Origin of the sequence: Actinoplanes sp. NPDC049316, assembly GCF_040677315.1 — a bacterium.
GTDB lineage: Bacteria > Actinomycetota > Actinomycetes > Mycobacteriales > Micromonosporaceae > Actinoplanes.
In genome coordinates this window covers 1-17,674 of sequence record NZ_JBFAQM010000030.1, presented here as the reverse complement: position 1 = coordinate 17,674, position 17,674 = coordinate 1, and the positions used below count along the sequence as shown (strand labels likewise).

Annotated in this window: 14 protein-coding genes, 1 rRNA gene and 1 pseudogene; 2 read left to right on the top strand and 14 right to left on the bottom strand. The window is 75.3% G+C overall.

What is annotated here, in order from left to right:
- Positions 1-86: 86 nt before the first annotated feature.
- The 11 genes and pseudogenes from AB0K03_RS32995 to AB0K03_RS32945 form a co-directional block, all read right to left on the bottom strand.
- A complete protein-coding gene (locus tag AB0K03_RS32995; protein ID WP_364693435.1) occupies positions 87-2,249 on the bottom strand; it encodes a hypothetical protein in 2,163 nt (720 codons plus the stop codon).
- Between the two features lie 89 nt (positions 2,250-2,338).
- Positions 2,339-3,463 carry a glycosyltransferase family 4 protein gene (locus tag AB0K03_RS32990; protein WP_364693160.1) on the bottom strand — a complete coding sequence of 375 codons (1,125 nt, stop codon included), beginning with the start codon at positions 3,461-3,463 and terminating at the stop codon, positions 2,339-2,341.
- On the bottom strand, positions 3,460-5,079 hold the full coding sequence (locus AB0K03_RS32985) for a lipid II flippase MurJ (protein ID WP_364693157.1): 1,620 nt from the start codon (positions 5,077-5,079) through the stop codon (positions 3,460-3,462). The genes AB0K03_RS32990 and AB0K03_RS32985 overlap by 4 nt, the downstream gene beginning before the upstream one ends.
- Positions 5,034-5,897, bottom strand: a complete 864-nt coding sequence (locus AB0K03_RS32980) for a hypothetical protein (RefSeq protein WP_364693154.1) — start codon at positions 5,895-5,897, stop codon at positions 5,034-5,036. The genes AB0K03_RS32985 and AB0K03_RS32980 overlap by 46 nt, the downstream gene beginning before the upstream one ends.
- A gap of 95 nt (positions 5,898-5,992) precedes the next feature.
- A complete protein-coding gene (locus AB0K03_RS32975; RefSeq protein ID WP_364693151.1) occupies positions 5,993-6,922 on the bottom strand; it encodes a copper transporter in 930 nt (309 codons plus the stop codon).
- A 39-nt stretch (positions 6,923-6,961) separates the two neighbouring features.
- Entirely contained in the window at positions 6,962-8,140 is a 1,179-nt protein-coding gene (steA, locus tag AB0K03_RS32970; RefSeq protein WP_364693148.1) for a putative cytokinetic ring protein SteA, read from the bottom strand.
- A 103-nt stretch (positions 8,141-8,243) separates the two neighbouring features.
- Positions 8,244-9,989, bottom strand: a complete 1,746-nt coding sequence (gene recN, locus AB0K03_RS32965) for a DNA repair protein RecN (protein WP_364693141.1) — start codon at positions 9,987-9,989, stop codon at positions 8,244-8,246.
- A gap of 50 nt (positions 9,990-10,039) precedes the next feature.
- On the bottom strand, positions 10,040-10,927 hold the full coding sequence (locus tag AB0K03_RS32960) for an NAD kinase (RefSeq protein ID WP_364693138.1): 888 nt from the start codon (positions 10,925-10,927) through the stop codon (positions 10,040-10,042).
- Between the two features lie 43 nt (positions 10,928-10,970).
- On the bottom strand, positions 10,971-11,831 hold the full coding sequence (locus tag AB0K03_RS32955; protein ID WP_364693135.1) for a TlyA family RNA methyltransferase: 861 nt from the start codon (positions 11,829-11,831) through the stop codon (positions 10,971-10,973).
- 28 nt (positions 11,832-11,859) lie between these two features.
- Positions 11,860-12,192, bottom strand: coding sequence for a hypothetical protein (locus tag AB0K03_RS32950; RefSeq protein ID WP_364693132.1), 333 nt, complete (start codon positions 12,190-12,192; stop codon positions 11,860-11,862).
- 527 nt (positions 12,193-12,719) lie between these two features.
- A pseudogene (locus AB0K03_RS32945) lies at positions 12,720-13,010 on the bottom strand (hypothetical protein); the annotation flags it as partial.
- Positions 13,011-13,132: 122 nt separating this feature from the next.
- On the opposite strand from AB0K03_RS32945, the gene AB0K03_RS32940 reads away from it, so the two are divergent.
- The gene (locus tag AB0K03_RS32940; RefSeq protein WP_364693129.1) at positions 13,133-13,468 is read left to right on the top strand and encodes an alkyl sulfatase C-terminal domain-containing protein; all 336 of its coding nucleotides are present in this window, start codon (positions 13,133-13,135) and stop codon (positions 13,466-13,468) included.
- Positions 13,469-13,515: 47 nt separating this feature from the next.
- Here the strand turns inward: AB0K03_RS32940 and AB0K03_RS32935 are convergent, their stop codons facing one another.
- Positions 13,516-14,499, bottom strand: coding sequence for an HAD-IIA family hydrolase (locus AB0K03_RS32935; protein WP_364693126.1), 984 nt, complete (start codon positions 14,497-14,499; stop codon positions 13,516-13,518).
- Positions 14,496-15,488, bottom strand: coding sequence for a Replicase polyprotein 1ab (locus AB0K03_RS32930; RefSeq protein ID WP_364693432.1), 993 nt, complete (start codon positions 15,486-15,488; stop codon positions 14,496-14,498). The genes AB0K03_RS32935 and AB0K03_RS32930 overlap by 4 nt, the downstream gene beginning before the upstream one ends.
- On the opposite strand from AB0K03_RS32930, the gene AB0K03_RS32925 reads away from it, so the two are divergent.
- Positions 15,477-17,432, top strand: coding sequence for a hypothetical protein (locus AB0K03_RS32925; RefSeq protein WP_364693124.1), 1,956 nt, complete (start codon positions 15,477-15,479; stop codon positions 17,430-17,432). The genes AB0K03_RS32930 and AB0K03_RS32925 overlap by 12 nt on opposite strands.
- Before the next feature lie 154 nt (positions 17,433-17,586).
- Here AB0K03_RS32925 and rrf read toward each other — a convergent pair.
- Positions 17,587-17,674: ribosomal RNA gene (gene rrf, locus AB0K03_RS32920) — 5S ribosomal RNA — on the bottom strand; the annotation flags it as partial.

The window sequence follows — 17,674 nt, the reverse complement described above, 5'->3', positions numbered from 1 at the left end:
GACCAAACTTTCGATCGGGCCATCCACGGGATTTAACCGTAACACCCCCGGCGGCGAGCGCACGTCCGGGCTGCTGGGCGCGCGTGTCAGCGCACCGCGGCGCCGGAATTGTCCGTCGCCGGGTGCCGTCGCCCGGACAGACCGGGCCCGCCCGGCCCGTCGGTCTCACCCTCCGGGCGCGTCCGGTCGGCCGCGTGCTCCAGCACCCGCATCGTGGTCAGCACCATCACGGGTACGGCCACAGCCGCGGCGGCGCCGGCGACCGCGAACGCCGCTCCCCCGAAGATCCCGGCGAGCACGACGGCGACCGTGGTGCCGGCCAGCGCGGCCCGCAGCGCCGGGTGCAGGCCGAAGACCCGGTTGAGCCCGCCCCACGGCGAGAACTGGCTGAACGCCAGCATCAGCGCGCCCGCCACGGCCAGGAACGTCAGCGGGCTGTCCAGGGCCAGCCCGCTCGCGGCCGCGGCCCGCTGGATGGCCGGGCCGGCCGTACCCTCGCCGAGCGCGGTCAGGAACCGGCCCACGCTGCCCTGCTCCAGCGGCGGGCGGCGCAGGTCCAGCACGGCGAAACCGATCGTCACCGCCAGACCCGCGACGGTGGCCCACGCGAACCGCGGGAACGTCAGCCAGCCGCCGGCGCTGATCGCGGCGGCCACGCACACCCCGGCGGTGACCGCGATCGCCCCGACCGGGTCCGCGCCCAGGTACGGGCTCCCCACCATGATCACCGCGAAGCCGCCGACCAGCACGACCACGACCGGGCGCCACGGGCGGCGTACCCATTGCGCGGCGCAGCCGGCGACCAGCAGCGCACCGGCGACGAACACGCCGAGCCCGACGCTGCCCACGCCCGAGTAGCGGGCGCCTTCGACCGCCGAATAGCCGGCGACGCCGTTGAGCTGCAGCCGCGCGCCGGTGAGCAGGTCCGCGCCGACCACCGTGGCCGCGGCGGCCGCGATGACCCCCATCGGCCACAGCGTGCGCGGATAACGCGCGGTGAGCCGGACCGCTGCCGTGCCCGCCGCCACCAGCGCGAGGGTCAGCAGCGCGAACACGATGCCGGGCCGTCCGGTGCGCCACCACGGCAGCGCGTCGGTCAGCAGCGCCGCGGGGATGGCCAGCGCCGCCGCGATGAGCAGCACCTCCACCGCGCGCACCATCAGCCGCGGCGCCGAGGCGGGACCGGTCGGTCCGGCGTGCCGCCGCGCCCGGATCATCAGCGGCACGACCAGCAGGAACAGCGCCACCTGCACGGCGGCGAGGCCGGTGAAGAACATGCCCGCGATGCCGCGCTGGGCGGAGGCGCGCCGGTCGGCGTCGTGCTCGCCGAGCACCGAGCCGGCCAGATCCGCGGGACGCCCGGCGACGATGCTGGCCGTACGCCCGCTGAACAGTCCCTCCGGCGCCGGCCGGCCGATCGTCGTGAGAACGGTCGGCGCCAGGTCGACCAGCTGCAGGTAGCCGTCGCGGCCGGTGCCGGCGGAGGTCAGCCAGCCGCCCTGCCAGCCCGGTCCCTCGGCGATGGCCACGTGCAGCCGCGACGAGGTGTCGGTGTCCGAGACCCCCGCGACCACGACCAGGGAACGCTGCGGGCGGGCGGCCAGCACCCGGGCCAGCGTGGCGTCGGCCAGGGCCACCTGCGCCTGGCGGGCCGTGCCACCGCCGTTGATCGTGCCCAGGTCCACCAGGCTCAGCGGGCACTGGGTGAACAGGCCCTGCGGGTCGTCGGGCAGCGCGGCGGCGTACCGGTCGACGCGCCCGTACGGCCGGGCGGCGGCGACCGCGGCTCCGGGGCCCACCGCGACCGTGCAGCGCACCGACTCGGACAGCGCGCCGGGCACCGCCCCGTACGGCTGATTGTCGGCGTTGGCGCGCACGATGCGGGCCATCTCGGGCAGGTTGGCGCCGATGCCGTCGGGCTGCTCCACCACCGGCGCGAGCGGGGGGCACCGGCCCGAGACCCGCCGGGCGTCCCAGACGGCGTAGTTGCCCGCGCCCAGGGTCAGCCAGCCGTCGGCGGGGCAGGTGGCGTGATGGGCGGAACGCACCGACAGCCAGCCGATCGAGCCGCGGGTGGCCTCCTGCCACAGCGCCGGGGTCCGCTGCGGGTCCAGGTCGTCCCAGCGCAGCCCGGCGGCCCCGGCGACGATCACGTAGTCGGCCGTGTCGCCGGGCACCCCGGTGGCGGGACGCACCGCGAGGCCGGCCAGGCTCGCCAGCGCGGCGAGGACCACGAGGACGTACGGCACCCACGCCCGGCGCCGCGGCGACCGCGACGGCGGGGCCGAGTCCGGACGGTGTCCACGCCGTACCGAGGCGAGCAGGCGCCGCAGCAGGTTCACCCCTGGCCCGCCCGGGTGCCGGTGACGGAGGCGTACGCGGCCAGCACGTCCGTCACGGTGTCCGCCTCGTCCGGCCAGGTCGCGGCCTGCCGGGGCCCGCGCGCGGCGTAGTCGGCGCGCTTGTCCGCGTCGGCGAGCATCTCGCGCACGGCGGCGTCGAGCGCGTCCACGTCACCCGGCGGGATCAGCACCGCGGCGTCGCCGACCAGCCCGGGCAGCCCGCCCACCGCGGTGGCGACCAGCGGCACGCCGGCCCGCAGCGCCTCCTGCGCGAACAGCTGCCGCGCCTCCCAGTCGCTGGTGATCACGGCCAGGTCGGCGCCGGCGAGCAGGTCCGGCACGTCGGTGCGGTGCCCGAGCAGGTAGAACTTGGCGTGCAGCTCGGAGGCGCGCTGGGCGAGCAGCATGTAGCTCGGCCCGGAGCCGGCGATCACGGTGACCGGCGCCGGGTCCAGCTCCCGCCACCGGCCCGCCGCCTCCAGCAGCACGTCGTAGCGCTTCTGCGGGTGCAGCCGGCCCACCGACAGGATCAGCGGCGCCCCGGGCGCCAGGCGGAACTCGGCGCGCACGGCGGCGCGGGTGCGCTTCGGCGCGGCGAACTCCGGCGCGGCCACGGCCCCGAGACGGGCGTTGCGGGCGCCCAGCGACAGGGCCCGCTCGACGAGATCCTCGGAGGCGCCGAGGGTCAGCGCGGCCGACCGCGCGACGATCCGCTCGACCAGCGCGGAGGCGCTGCCGCGCAGGCCCCGCGCCAGCACGGCGTTGTGCCACGTGACCACCAGCGGCGCGGGCGGGCGGGCCAGCGCGGCGACGAACCCGGCACGCAGCCCGTGCGCGTGCACCACGTCCAGGTCCCGGCCGGCCAGCGCCCGGCGCAGCGAGCGGATCGCGCCGGAGTCCTGCGGTCCCGGGCTGGCCGGGATCTCCACCGGGGCGAACTCGGCCCCGGCGGCGGCGAAACCGAACATCTCGTCGGTGGCGGCCGGCCCGCAGACCAGCACGCGCCGCCCCGCGGCCAGCAGCCCGCGGGTCAGCGAGGAGACGTGCCGGCCGACGCCGCCGGTGCTGGAGCCCAGCACCAGCGCGACCGTGCCGGGGGTGGCCTGCGCCGCGTCGCTCACCTGCGGTTCCTCCCGGTGACTCTCGAGACCAGCGGACGGAGGTCGCGGCGGGCCGGCGGGTACGCCACCGCGGCGAACACGGCCGCGACCGCGATCCCGCCCAGCATGCCCTGCACGAGGCTGCTGCCCGCTGCCGGGGTGCCGCCGGACGCGTGGCGTAGCGCCTCCGCCACGCCCCACCCGGCGAACCCGGCCGCGACCGCCGCCACGATACCCACGGCGGCGGCCCGGGGCAGTCCCGTGAGCGCCTGCGGGCCGGCGTGGCGGCGTACGGCCAGCGCCAGCAGCAGTCCGATCGCCGACATGCCGGCCGCGTTGGCGGCGCCCAGCCCGATGATCTGCCGCTCCGGGGGCAGCGCGGCGGACAGCACGACGGCGGCGAGCGCGGCGACGCCCCAGCCGGCGGCGGTGGCGCTCGCCGCGGCCACCGTGGCGCCGCGTGCGTACAGGGCCCGCGACAGCAGGGCGAACAGCGCGTACCCCAGCAGGCCGGGCGCGAAGGCGACGATGCCGGGCGCGGCTGCGGGCGCCCCGACCAGGTACGCCACCGGCCACGCCAGCGCGGCGATCGCGGCCGCGCCGAGGCAGGCGAGCAGCACGACCGGGCGGGCGGTGGCGGCCAGCGACCCGGCGTACGCGTCGTCGTCCCCGCGGGCGGCCGCGGCGGCCAGCCGGGGATAGACGGCCGTGGCCAGCGGCACCGCCAGCACGGCCCAGGGCAGCAGGAACACCGTCTGCGCCGCGGTGTACGCCGTCAGCGCCCCACCCACCGACACGGCCACAACGACCAGCACCAGAATCTGCTGCGACCCCACGGTGACCGCCCCGGCCCAGCCCAGCCGCAGCGCGCGGCTGCCCTCGTCGCCGGGGAACCGGTAACCCGGCCGCAGCCGCAACCGCAGCCGGCGCAGCGGGATCAGCAGGCACAGCGCGAGCACGACGACGCCCAGCGTCGTCCCGGCGGACAGGATCAGCTCCCCGCCGCGGCTCAGCCCCGCGAAGCCGGTCCGCGCCCCGTCCACCACCGCATAACTGAGGTACGCCCCCATCACGGTGACGCTCGACAGCAGCGGTGCGATCACCGGCCAGGCGAAGCGGTGGTGCGCCTGCAGCACCCCGGTCAGCACGATGCCGATGCCGTACAGGGGCAGCTGCGGCGCGAAGATCCGCAGCATCCGCGCGGCCACCACCTGGTGGTCCGGCGGCACGTCGAGCAACCCGGCGATCGGACCGGCCAGCAGTGCCACCAGCAACGCCAGCGGCACCATCAGCGTGAGCACCCAGGTGAGCAGCGCGGACGCGACCGCGCCGACCCGCTCGCGGTCGCCCGCCTCGGCCGCGCCGGCGATCAGCGGCACCACCAGACTCGCCAGCGCACCACCGGCGACCAGCTCGAACACGATGTTCGGAATGGTGTTGGCCGCGTTGTAGACGTTGGCCAGCCCGTCCGCGCCGACCGTATGGAGGAAGACGAACGTACGCCCGAAGCCGGCCAGCCGCGACACGACGGTCAGGACCGTGATGACGGCGGCGGCGCCGGCCACCCCCGCACGGGCGCGGGCCGCGGAGGTCACGAAGCCGGGCGGCGGCCCAGCGCGTCGAGCTCGCGCAGCCACGGGGTGTCCTGGATGACCTTGGTGAAGCTGACCTTCTCGCTCGCCGCGGTCAGACCCGCGAGCACGGTCAGCGCGAACGCACGCCCGGCCGGCCCGGTCCGCGCGGCGAGGGCCACGCCGAGCAGCGCGCCGAGCGCGTTGGCGCCCGCGTCACCGAGCATGATCGTCTCCCCCAGGTCGTCGGGGAGCAGCGCCGCGCCCGCGCCCAGCGTGCCCGCGGTCAGCGCGCCGCCACGACCGGCGACCAGCGGCGTACCGATGACCGTGGCGGCCTTGATCGCCCGGCCGGGGCGCAGGTCGAGCAGGTTGAGCAGGTTGGCCGTGCCGGCGATGACGCCCGCGCCGAGCAGCACGTCACCCGAGCGGCGCAGCACGCCGCCACGGGCCCGCGCGCGGTGCGAGCGCACCCCCGGGTCGCGGGCCAGCAGCGCGGCCGCGGCCAGGCTCGCCGCGCCCACCCCGGCGATCTTGACCAGGCCGCTGGTGACCCGTCCCTCGCGCAGCGCGCCGAGGTGACCCTTGAAGCCCTTCGCGCTCTTCTGCTCCGGGCGGTTGCCGATCACGTCGTCGTAGAAGCCGACGGCCCCCGAGGCGGCGCCGGCAGCGATCACCGCCGCGGCGGCGGCCGTGCTGGGAGCCCCGGCCGCAGCGCCCAGCGTGGCGCCGGCGGCCAGCGCGGGCCCACCGGCCAGCGACACCGTGCGGCCGTGGAAGTTCGTGCGGTCCAGCTCGGCGGAGCGCGGATCGCTGCGCACCCAGGCCAGCGCGGCGCGGGCGGCGAGCGCGCCGATGCCGGACGACTTCACCCTGCTGGCCATGCGCGTGTTCTCCTGACTCGCCGGGGCCGCGCCCACGGCGGCCGACCGCTGAGTCTAGAAGGTGCCCGCCCGGGCAGGACGGCGGCGTGGCCGGGTCAGCCGGCGGCCTTGGGCAGCAGCGCGGTCGCGCCGGCGGACACCCCGTACTGGCCGACCTTGCCGGCCACGACCCGCTCCACCGTCACCATCGCGGTCGCCAGCTGGCCGTACGCGGTGCTCACGTTGTCCACGGTGGACACGTCCTTGACCAGCTTCGGGTCGCCGCGCACCTCGGAGATCAGGTTGCCGTCGCCGATGCCGTTGCCGGCCACCACGACCGGCCGGTTCACGGCGAACTGGGTCGTCAGCGTGACGGCGTTCTGGTTCTTCTTGCCCGCGTCCCGGTCGACCGGCGGCAGTCCGGAGACCACGACGGTCGCCTCGGCGCCCGGCGCCATGTCCTTGGAGACCCCGAGATACCCCGGTTCGGTGTACGCCGTCAGCACCGCGGTCAGGTCCTGCTCGGTGACGGCGGGCGCCTTCTGCAGCAGCGCGAGCGCCAGCAGGGCGCTCGAGGTCTCCACGCCGTCGCTGTTGAGCGGGAGCCCCTCGGCCGGCACGGTGGGCCGCGACGCCCGCTCCGCGAGGTCGAGCAGCTCGTACGCGTTCGCCGGGTCGAAGAACTTGTCCTCGACCGTCACCCGGCCGGTGATCGTGGCGCCCGCCACCTCCAGCATCGAGGCGACACCGTCGGCGTAGTCCTTGCCGGTCGGCAGCACCACGACGAGGATCTTGCGGCCGGCGAGCTTGCCGTTCAGCAGCGCCGGCGACACCTGGGTGGCGAACTCCTGGCTGCGGTTCAGCTCGTCGCGATACTGGTTGGCCTGCTCGCGGTAGTTGCTGTTGTCCTTGCTCAGCGCGTCGACGCGGTCCTTGAGGGTGTCGACCACCGGCCCGTTGAGCGCGGCGGTGCCCACCACCAGCCCGATGGCGAGGGCGAGGAAGACCGCGGTGAGCGACACCACGTGGTACCGGAAGTTGATCACGGGAAGAAGCCTCTTGGTCCTGTCGCGGCCGTAGCGCCTTTAGAAAAGCTGTCCTAACTGGAAGACCAGATTGTCCCACCACTCGGACGCCACGGAGAGGTAGGCCTGGCCCACGGTCGACACGGCCACCGCGGAGGCCATCGCCGCGACCGCGGACAGCACGAGCAGCAGCAGCGACGACCCGGAGATGTTCTGCTTGTAGAGCCGGCTCACGCCCTTGGCGTCGACCAGCTTCCCGCCGACCTTGAGCCGGGTGAGGAACGTCGACGCCATGCCGCCGCGCCCCTTGTCCAGGAACTCGACCAGGTTGGCGTGGGTGCCGACGGCGACGATGAGCGAGGCGCCCTTCTCGTCGGCCAGCAGCATCGCCAGGTCCTCGCTGGTGGCGGCGGCCGGGAACGTGGTCGCCTGCACCCCCAGCCCGTGCACCCGGTCCAGCCCCGGCGCGCGTCCGTCCGGGTACGCGTGCACGACCACCTCGGCCCCGCAGCGCAGCACGTCGTCGGTGACCGAGTCCATGTCCCCGATGATCATGTCGGGCGTGTACCCGGACTCCACCAGCGCGTCCGCGCCGCCGTCCACCCCGATCAGCACCGGCTTGAACTCCCGGATGTACGGCCGCAGCACATCCAGGTCGGCCTTGTAGTCGTAGCCGCGCACGACGATCAGCACGTGCCGCCCGGCGATCCGGGTGTCGATGTCCGGCACGCCGACGCCGTCGAGCAGCAGGTCCCGCTCCTGCTTGAGGTAGTCCATGGTGTTCGCGGCGAACGCCTCGAGCTGGACCGAGAGCCCTTCGCGCGCGTCGGCCATCGCGGCGGCCACGCTCTGCGCGTCCTGCCGCACGCCGGTGGCCACGGGCTCGCCGCCGAGCAGCACGGTGTCGTTGTCGAGGCTGATCAGGTCACCCTCGCTGAGCCGGTCGAAGACGTCCTCGCCCAGATCGTCGATGAGCACGATGCCGGCCTGCACGAGCACCTCGGGACCCAGGTTCGGGTAGCGCCCGGAGATCGACGGCTTGGCGTTGAGCACGGCCGCGACGCCGACGGCGACCAGCGAGTCGGCGGCGACCCGGTCGATGTCCACGTGGTCGATGACCGCGATGTCACCGGGGCGCAGCCGCCCGACCAGGCGCTTGGTCCGGCGGTCGAGACGAGCGGTGCCGGAAACAGCCCCGGGTTCGACGCTCCGGGTCCGGCGCAAGGTGGGAAGTCGCATCCCGGCCATCCTGACACGGCCGATCGAGAGCCTCGCACGCGACATGCACAAGGTCACCCCCAAAAGGGGCAAAACGATCGCCCCAGCCACCGCCGGCCGGCCGTCAGGCCCGCTTCTCCCGATCGGCCACCGCCAGCAGCTCCTCGGCGTGCGCGATACCCAGGTCCGAGTCCGGCAGACCGGCCAGCATCCGGGCGAGCTCCCGGGCCCGGTCGGTCTCCTCCACGATCTTCACCCCGCTGGTGGTGATCGCGCCACCGGTGTCCTTGGCGACCACGAGATGCCGGTCGGCGAACGCCGCCACCTGCGGCAGGTGCGTGACCACCAGCACCTGGTGGGTCCGGGCCAGCCGCGCCAGCCGCCGCCCGATCTCCACCGCCGCCTGGCCGCCCACGCCCGCGTCGACCTCGTCGAAGACCAGCGTCGGCGGGCCACCGGCGCCGGCGAAGACCACCTCTATCGCCAGCATCACCCGCGACAGCTCACCGCCCGACGCTCCCTTCTGCAGCGGCAGCGCGGGAGCGCCCGGGTGGGCGATCAGCCGCAGCTCGATCTCGTCGGCGCCGTCCGGGCCCGCCGCCAGGCCGTCGATCGCCGGCTCGTCACGCCCCGCCGAACGCGGCAGCACCGCGATCTCCACCCGCGCGTGCGGCATGGCGAGCCCGGCCAGCTCGACGCTGACCTGCTCGGCGAAGCGCCCGGCGGCCTCGGTGCGGGCCGCCGTCAGCCGCCCGGCCAGCTCGGCGACCTGCGCGGCCAGCCGCTGGCGCTCCTTGTCCAGCTCCTCGAGCAGCTCGTCGGAGGTGTCCAGCGCCGCCAGCCGGGTGCGGGCGTGGTCGGCCCAGGCGATGACGCCCTCGACGTCGTCCGCGTACTTGCGGGTGAGCGCCCGCAGCGCCGCCCGCCGCTCGTAGATGGCCTCCAGCCGGGCCGGGTCGGCGTCGAGCTGGTCGAGGTAGGCCGACAGCTCCGACGACACGTCGCCGACCAGCGTGGCCGCCTCCTCCACCCGCGCGGCCAGCTCGCCCAGGGCCGGGTCGACGCCGGCCTGCGCCTCGAGGGTGCGCCGCGCGGTGCCCAGCAGCGTCGTCGCGTCCGGGGTGTCCTCGGTCGCCTCCACACCGCCGGCCAGGGCCTGAGCGGCCAGCGCGGCCGCCGTGCGCAACCCCTCGGCGTGCTCCAGCCGCTGCAGCTCGGTGCGCAGCTCCTCGTCCTCGCCCGGCTGCGGGTCCACCCGGCTGATCTCGTCGAGGCCCAGCTTCAGCAGGTCGGCCTCCTGGCTGCGCTCCCGGGCGTTGCGCCGACGGTCCGCCAGGTCGTCCACCACCGCGCGCCACTGCGTGTACGCCTGCCGATACGTCTCCAGCAGCTTCTCGTGCTCCGGACCGGCGTAACGGTCCAGGGCGGCACGCTGCTCGGCCGGGCGCAGCAGGCGCAGCTGGTCGGACTGACCGTGCACGGCCACCGCCTGCTCGCCGACCTCGCTGAGCATCGCCACCGGCATGCTGCGCCCGCCGACGTGGGCGCGCGAGCGGCCCTCGATCGTCACCGTGCGGCTCAGCAGCACGGACCCGTCGTCGTCGACCTCGCCGCCGGCGTCGGCGATGCGCGTCTGCACCGAGTCGCCGAGCGCGCCGCCGAGCCGCAGCCGCCCCTCGACCACCGCCCGGCCGGGGTCGGCCCGGACCCGCCCGGCGTCGGCCCGGCCGCCGAACAGCAGCCCCAGCCCGGTCACCACCATCGTCTTGCCCGCGCCGGTCTCACCGGTGATGGCGTTCATGCCCGTCGTCAGCCGCAGCGTCGTGTCGTCGATGACGCCCAGCCCGGTGATCCGCAGTTCCTCCAGCACAGGCGAACAGTATCGGTGGCCACCGACAATCTGCCACCGCGGGCCGCTCATCAGCGTCGATTACCGCGCCAGCCCTCCACCGGCAGGTGGAACTTCGCCACGAGCGTGTCGGTGAACGGGCGCGGCTTGAGGCGTACGAGACGCACCGGCAGCTGTCCCCGCTCGACGGTGACCTGGGCCCCCGGCGGCAGGTCCCACGTGCGCCGCCCGTCGCAGCACAGCACCGCGAACGACGTGTACGGGTCCACGGTCAGCACGAACGTGGACGTCGGCGCGGTGACGATCGGCCGGCTGAACAACGCGTGCGCGCTGATCGGCACCAGCAGCAGCGCCTCCACCTCCGGCCACACCACGGGCCCACCGGCGGAGAACGCGTACGCCGTGGAGCCCGTCGGTGTGGCACACACGACACCGTCGCACCCGTAGCGCGACAGCGGCCGCCCGTCGACGTCGACGAGCAGCTCGAGCATCTGCGCCCGCTGCCCCTTCTCGACGCTGACCTCGTTGAGCGCCCAGGACTCGGCGATCAGCCGGCCGTCGTACTCGGCGCGCACGTCGAGCGTGAGGCGTTCGTCCACGGTGTAGTCACCGGCGACGATGTCGCGCACGGTCTCGTCGATGTTCTGCAGCTCGGCCTCGGCGAGGAACCCCACCTTGCCGAGGTTGATGCCGAGCAGCGGCACCTTCGCCGGGCGTGCCAGCTCGGCAGCCCGCAGGAACGTGCCGTCGCCGCCGAGCGCGAACACGATCTCCACGCCCTCCGCGGCGTTCGGGTCGTCCACCGGCGTCACGCCGGGCGGCAGCTCGAGGTCGGCCACCTCCTCGGCGAGCACCCGCACCTCGAAACCGGCCGCGACCAGGTCGCTCGCGACGGCCTTCGCGTGCTGGGTGCTCTGCCGCCGGCCGGTGTGCGTCACCATGAGCGCGGAGCGGCTCATGCGACGACCTGCCGGGCCGGCGCGGCTGACAGCGCGGAGCGGGTCACACGTCCTCCAAGGGGGGCGAATCCGGCGTCGGTACCGACCCGGCGGAGGCTACCGCGCCGGAGGGCCCGGCGGCGACCACCTCCCGCACCCGCTCCGGATCCACCGGCGGCGCGCCCCGGCGGAACCACACGAAGAACTCGACGTTGCCGCTGGGCCCGGGCAGCGGGCTCGCGGCGACGCCGGCCACGCCCAGCCCCTGCTCCGCCGCCGCGGTGGCCACGTCCACCACCGCCTCGGCGCGCAGCAGCGGGTCACGCACCACCCCGCCGGAACCCACCCGTTCCTTGCCGACCTCGAACTGCGGTTTCACCATCAGCGCCAGATCGCCGTCCGGTGCGGTGCAGGCGGCCAGCGCGGGCAGCACCAGACGCAGCGAGATGAACGACAGGTCGGCGACGGTCAGCTGCACCGGCCCGCCGAGCATGTCCGGCGTGAGCGTACGCACGTTGGTCCGTTCCATGACCGTCACGCGTTCGTCGGTGCGCAACGGCCACGCGAGCTGCCCGTAGCCGACGTCGACCGCGTACACGTGGGCGGCGCCGCCACGCAGCAGCACGTCGGTGAAACCGCCGGTGGACGCGCCCGCATCCAGGCAGCGACGCCCGCGCACGGTGAGCTCCGCGAACGCCTTCAGGGCGCCCGCGAGCTTGTGACTGCCGCGCGAGACGTACTCGTCGGCGGGGTCGTCGCCGGTCACCACGACCGGATCCGCCGGGTCGATCATGGTGGCGACCTTGGTCGCCACGGTGCCGCGCACCTGCACCCGGCCGGCCGCCACCAGGGCGGCGGCCTGCTCCCGGGACCGGGCCAGCTTGCGGCGCACGAGCTCGGCGTCCAACCGCGCACGGCGGGCCATCAGGACACCCCTTCGCGGGTACGGGTCATCAGCGGTCGATGCTCGCCAGCGTCTCCTGCAGCACCTGGTGCGCGGCCTCGTACTCGGCGATCTGGTCGCCGGGAGCGAGCGTGGCGGCGTTGGCCAGCGACTGCAGCACGGCGTCGACGGCGGGGTGCCCCGTCGTCTCCGACCCGTCGAGCATGCCCGGGCTGACCTCGATCCGCGGCTGCGCGGGCTGCTGCCCCGGCGGCGGCGCCGGACGGAACCCTCCCCCGGGCGGCGGCCCGGGCCGGAAGCCGCCGGGCGGCGGCGCCGGACGGAACCCGCCGGCCGGCGGGCCCGGGCGCGGTGCGGACGGCTGCTGATTCGGGTACGTCACGAGGCCTCCGGCGTCGAGGATTGCGTGCCCGCCGCCTTCCTGGCGGGCGCGTTCTTCGCAGGGGTGGTCTTCTTGGCCGCGGTCTTCTTCGCGGCGGCCTTGGCGGGAGCCTTCTTCGCCGGCGCGCCGGTCCCGGACACCGGGGGCAGCACCGTCTCCGCCGCGGCGGCCTTCACCGGCGCGGTCGGCGCCGCAGCGGTCCCGGCCGGCTCGGCCGCGGCCTTCTTCGCCGCCTTCGCGACCTTCGTGGCCTTGGCGGGCACCGCCTTCCCGGGCGCCTCGGCCGCGGGACCCGTCGTCGCCGGCGTCGCCTTGGCAGCCGTCTTCTTCGCCGCCTTGCGCGGCGCAGCGGTCGTCGTGGCGGCCGCGGGCATGGCGTTCGGCGTCGCCGTCTTGACCGCCTTCTTCGCCACGGCCTTCTTCACCACGGCCTTCTTCGCCGGCGGCACGACCGCCGCGGGGCCCGGCTCGGCGATGGTCAGGTCCGCCGCGCCGCCCTCGGCCGCGTCGGCCCGGGCCTGCGCCGCGCGCAGCTGCTTCTCCAGATCGCGTACGCGGGCGGTCAGCTCCGACACTTCGTCGGCGGTGGCCAGGCCGACCATGCCGAGCGCACGATCCACCTCGTACCGGACGATGTTCGTCAGCGCCTCACGGTTGGCCACTCCCGTGGACATGAGGTCCTCGACGAGTCCCTGCAACTGCCCGGCGGTCGCGCCGCCCTTCGTCAGCAACTCGGACGCCACCTTCTGCGCCCGCTTGCGTGGTGCCTCGGTCAGCCCGAGCGCCATCTCCAGATACGCCCGCCATGCGTCCTGCATGTCCCTCTCCCCTCACGCCCGCGCCTCATCGGATCGTGCTGGTGCCACGCTACAAGGCATACCCGGCCCACTCCTCGGGTACCGTGCGTACGGCATCGGGTGTCGCGGAGGGAGCGGGCTGAATGGCGAGCGTGGACGAGTGCCGGCAAGCGTTGCACGACCTGGCGGCACGACTGGACGCGCACGCCGAGACCCGCGGCAAGCTCGACCTGGACCGGACCCTCGCCTGCCGGGTGCCGGACCTGTCGACGGCCTTCCACGGCCGGCTCGCCGGCGGCCGCCTGATCGACATCGCGGACGGTGACGACCCACGGGCGAAGATCGCCCTGACCGCGAACAGTGACGATCTCATCGCCCTCGTCACGGGCCGGATGGACGTCACCCGGGCGATCGCCGCGCGGCAGGTCGCCGTCAAGGCCAACCCGTTCGACCTGCTCAAGCTCCGCAAGCTGCTCTGACAGCGCATCGGCCGGGCCCTCTCACGAGAGCCCGGCCGATGGGCCGGCTATGCGAGCCAGTCGTCGAGCAGCTTCGCGGCGGCGTCCGAGCCGGCCTGCGGCTTACCGCCGTCCCACACGTACGCGGCCAGCAGCCGCAACGCGTCCACGGCCGAGCCGTCGCCCTCCAGCCGCCCGTCCGCGAGCCGCCACCCGCCGGCCTCACCGGCCGCGGCCGGGATCCGCGCGGCCTCCGCCGTACCGAACAACCCGGCCAGGTCCGCGGCGACATAGGTGGGACGCCGCGACGGCGGCGCGGCCAGCACCTCGGCCGGCCCGCTCACCCCGGTCAGCACAAGCAGGCTGGCCATGCCCGCGCCGACCGCGCCCTCGATGTCGGTGTCGAGCCGGTCGCCGACCGTCAAGGGCCGCCGCGCCTTCGTCAGCGACGCGGCGGTCTCGAACAGCGTCGGCGCGGGCTTGCCCACCACGACGTCCGGCTCCCGGTCCAGCGCCGTACGCAGCACCGACACCAGCGACCCGTTCCCGGGCAGCGGCCCGCGCGGGCTGGGCAGCGTCCGGTCGGTGTTCGTCGCCACCCACAGCGCGCCCGCGCGGACGGCCAGCGACGCCTCGGCGAGGATCGTCCAGCCGACGTCCGGCCCGTACCCCTGCACGACCGCCGCCGGGGAGTCCTCGGCCCGCTCCACCACGGTGAGGCCCGCATCGCGGACCTCCGCCCGCAGCGCCTCCGCACCGACCACCAGGACCGGGGCACCCGCGGGGAGCCGCTCGGCCAGCATCGCCGCGGAGGCTCCGGCCGAGGTCAGCACCTCGCCGGCCGCCGCCGGCACACCCATGCCGTTGAGCAGCCCGGCGACGTCCGCGGCACGCCGCGAGGCGTTGTTCGTGACGTACGCGACCGCGGTGCCGCCGGCCCGCAACCGCTCGACGGCCTCGGACGCGCCGGCGATCGGCTTGTCGATCAGGTAGATGACGCCGTCCAGGTCGAAGATGACCAGGTCGTACGCGTCGACCAGCCGACCGCTCACGCCTTGCCGTCCGCCGCCCGCGGCTCGTCGGTGTCCGCCTGCCCGCCGACGAACTCGTCGCTGCCGGCCTTCGGGCTCTCGTCCTCGTCGTCGTCACCGGCGGCCGGGTCGTCGGCGATGTCGGTCTCGTCGCCGACGAGGTCGTCGTCCTGGGCGTCGTCGTCCTCGTCCTCCGGCGAGTCGATGCCCGCGTCGACGTCGAGGTCCTCCCCGTCGACCGGCTCCTCCTCGTCGTCCTCCTCGTCGTCGAGGAACGCCGCACCGTGGTAGGCCGCGTCCTCGTCCTCCTCGGAGTCGTCCCCGTCCTCGTCGTCGTCCAGGTCGGCGCCGTCCTCGTCGGCCCCGGCGGCGCCGTCGACCGCCGGCCCGCGCTCGCCGTCGGCCGCCTCGTCGTCCTCGTCCTCGTCGTCGCCCTCGATGGTGACGCCGTCGAGCTCGAGCAGCCGCTCGGCCGCATCGGTCACGTCGTCCTCGTCGGCGGCCGCGGCCCGCGAGAACCACTCCCGCGCCTCGTCGCGCCGGCCGGCGGCGAGCAACGCATCGGCGTACGCGTACCGCAGCCGCGCCGCCCAGTCCGCGCCCTCGTCGGTCGTGAGCTCCTTGACCTGCAGCATCGCCACGGCGGCGTCGTGCTGGCCCAGGTCCCCCCGAGCCCCCGCCGCCACGATCAGCAGCTCGATCGCGCCCGCCTTGTCCATCGCGTCGCGGTCGGCGCCACGGAACAGATCGATCGCCCGTTCCGGGCGGCCCAGGGCGCGCTCACAGTCGGCCAGCTCGGCCAGGTGCGTCTGCCGCCCGGTCATCCGGTGGTACGTCCGCAGCTCGGCGATGGCGGTCGTCCAGTCCCCCGCGGCGTACGCGGCAAGCCCGACAGCCTCGCGCACCACGGAGATCCGCGACGCCATCCGCCGCGCCGCGATCGCGTGCTGCAGCGCCAGCTCGGAATCCTCGTCAATGATCGTCCCGGCGGCCACCAGATGCCGCGCCACCCGGTCGGCGGTGTCCCGCGACAGGCTCAGCAGCTCGGCGCGAACCTCCTTGTCGAGGTCACCCGCGACGATGTCCTCGGGAATGTCGGGGGCCTGGAACACGGACTGCTGCTCGTCGCGCGCACCCCGCTCACCGTCCCGGCCCTGCTCGCCCCGGAACCCGCCCCGGTCCCGGTCACCCTGGTACCCGCCGCGGTCCCGGTCACCCCGGTCGCTCTGGAAGCCGCCGCGGTCCCGGTCTCCCCGGAATCCACCACGGTCGCGGTCACCCTGGAAGCCGCCCCGGTCCCGGTCGCCCCGGAAGCCACCCTCGCGCGGCCCGCGGTCGCCCTGCGGACGGTCCCCGTACGGCCGGTCCCGCTCGGTCCGGAATCCACCGCCGCCACCGCTGCGGTTGCCGGGACGGTCACCACCCCGGAACCCGCCGCGGTCATCACGGAAACCGCCCCGGTCCCCCTGCGGACGGCCGCCGGCCTGTCCCCGGTCACCCCGGAAACCACCGGACCCACCCTGGAAGCCGCCCCGAGCACCACCCTCGCCCCGGGGCGCGTCGCCGCGGTCCCGGAAGTTGCCCCGGTCGCTCTGGAAGCCGCCGCGGTCCCGGTCACCCCGGAATCCACCACGGTCGCGGTCACCCTGGGAGCCGCCCCGGTCCCGGTTGCCCTGGTACCCGCCGCGGTCGCGGTCACCCTGGAATCCGCCCCGGTCCCGGTCGCCCTGATATCCGCCGCGGTCCCGGAAGCCACCGTCACGCTGCCCACGGTCGCCCTGGAAGCCGCCCTGGCGGGGGCCGCGATCGCCCTGGAAGCCGCCTTCACGCGGAGCCCTGTCGCCCTGCGGCGCACCGTCGCGCGAGCCGCGGAAGCCACCCTCACGTGGACCCCGGTCACCCTGGAAGCCACCGCGCTCCCGGTCGCGGTTGTCGCCACGGAAGCCGCCGCGGTCCCGGTCACCTCCGCGGAAGCCGCCTCGGTCCCCGTAGCTGCTGCGCTCACCGCTGCCGCCGCTACGGAACCCGCCCCGGTCACCGCCGCTGTATCCGCCCCGGTCCCGGTCACCGCCACGGAACCCACCGCGGTCGCGGTCGCCACCGCGGAAGCCCCCGCGGTCGCCGCCGGAGTAGCCGCCACGGTCACCGCCGCCGCCGCTGCGGAACCCGCCGCGATCCCCGCCGCTGTATCCACCGCGGTCGCCGCCGGTCCGGGAGCCACCGCGGTCGCCGCTGCCGCGCTCCACGCTGTTGCCGCGGAAGCCGCCCCGGTCACCGTAGCTGCCGCGCTCGCCGCCACCGCTGCGGAAGCCGCCCCGGTCACCGCCGCGGTCCGCGCCACGGAACCCGCCGCGCTCCCCGCCCGAGCTGCCGCCCCGGTCCCGGTCGCCACCGCGGAAGCCGCCACGGTCGCCGCCGGCGTACCCGCCCCGGTCCCGGTCGCCACCACGGAACCCGCCACGGTCGCCGCCGCTGTATCCGCCGCGCCCGCCGTCACGGTCACGGTCGCCGCCGCCGCTGTAACCGCCGCGGCCACCGTCAGGGTTGCCGCCGCCGCTGTATCCACCGCGGCCGCCGTCACGACCACCGCCGGCGTACCCACCGCGGCCGCCCTCGCGGTTTCCACCGCTGTATCCGCCGCGGCCGCCCTCGCGGTTTCCACCGCTGTATCCGCCGCGGTCGCCGCCCCGGCCACCGTCGCGGTCACTCTGGTAACCGCCGCGGGATCCACCGTCGCGGCGCGGGCCGCCCCGGTCTCCCCGGTCACCGCGGGGGTACGCGCCGGATCCGCCGTCCCGACCCTGGCCTGGCCGGCCCTCGTCGTCGCGGTTGCCGCCGTCCTGCGGTCCTGGGTTCACGGGTCATTTCCTTCCACGTTCGGCGCTGCCGTCGCACTATGGTCGATGGCCGCCGGAGCACTTCAGCCACGGGGGGCACTTCGGGTAAACGTCTGATCAAGCTCCGCGGCGCACCCGGCGCCGCGGCTGTACCGCCCGGGCGTGCACGAGGCACACCGGTCGAGCGTCCGTCCAACGCTACTAGGCGCCGGACGCACAAAAGCAGTCGAGGGCCAACCCCCGTAGGGGAAGGCCCTCGACTGTACGTTGAGTCCGGCGGCGTCCTACTCTCCCACACCCTCCCGAGTGCAGTACCATCGGCGCTGGAGGGCTTAGCTTCCGGGTTCGGAATGAGACCG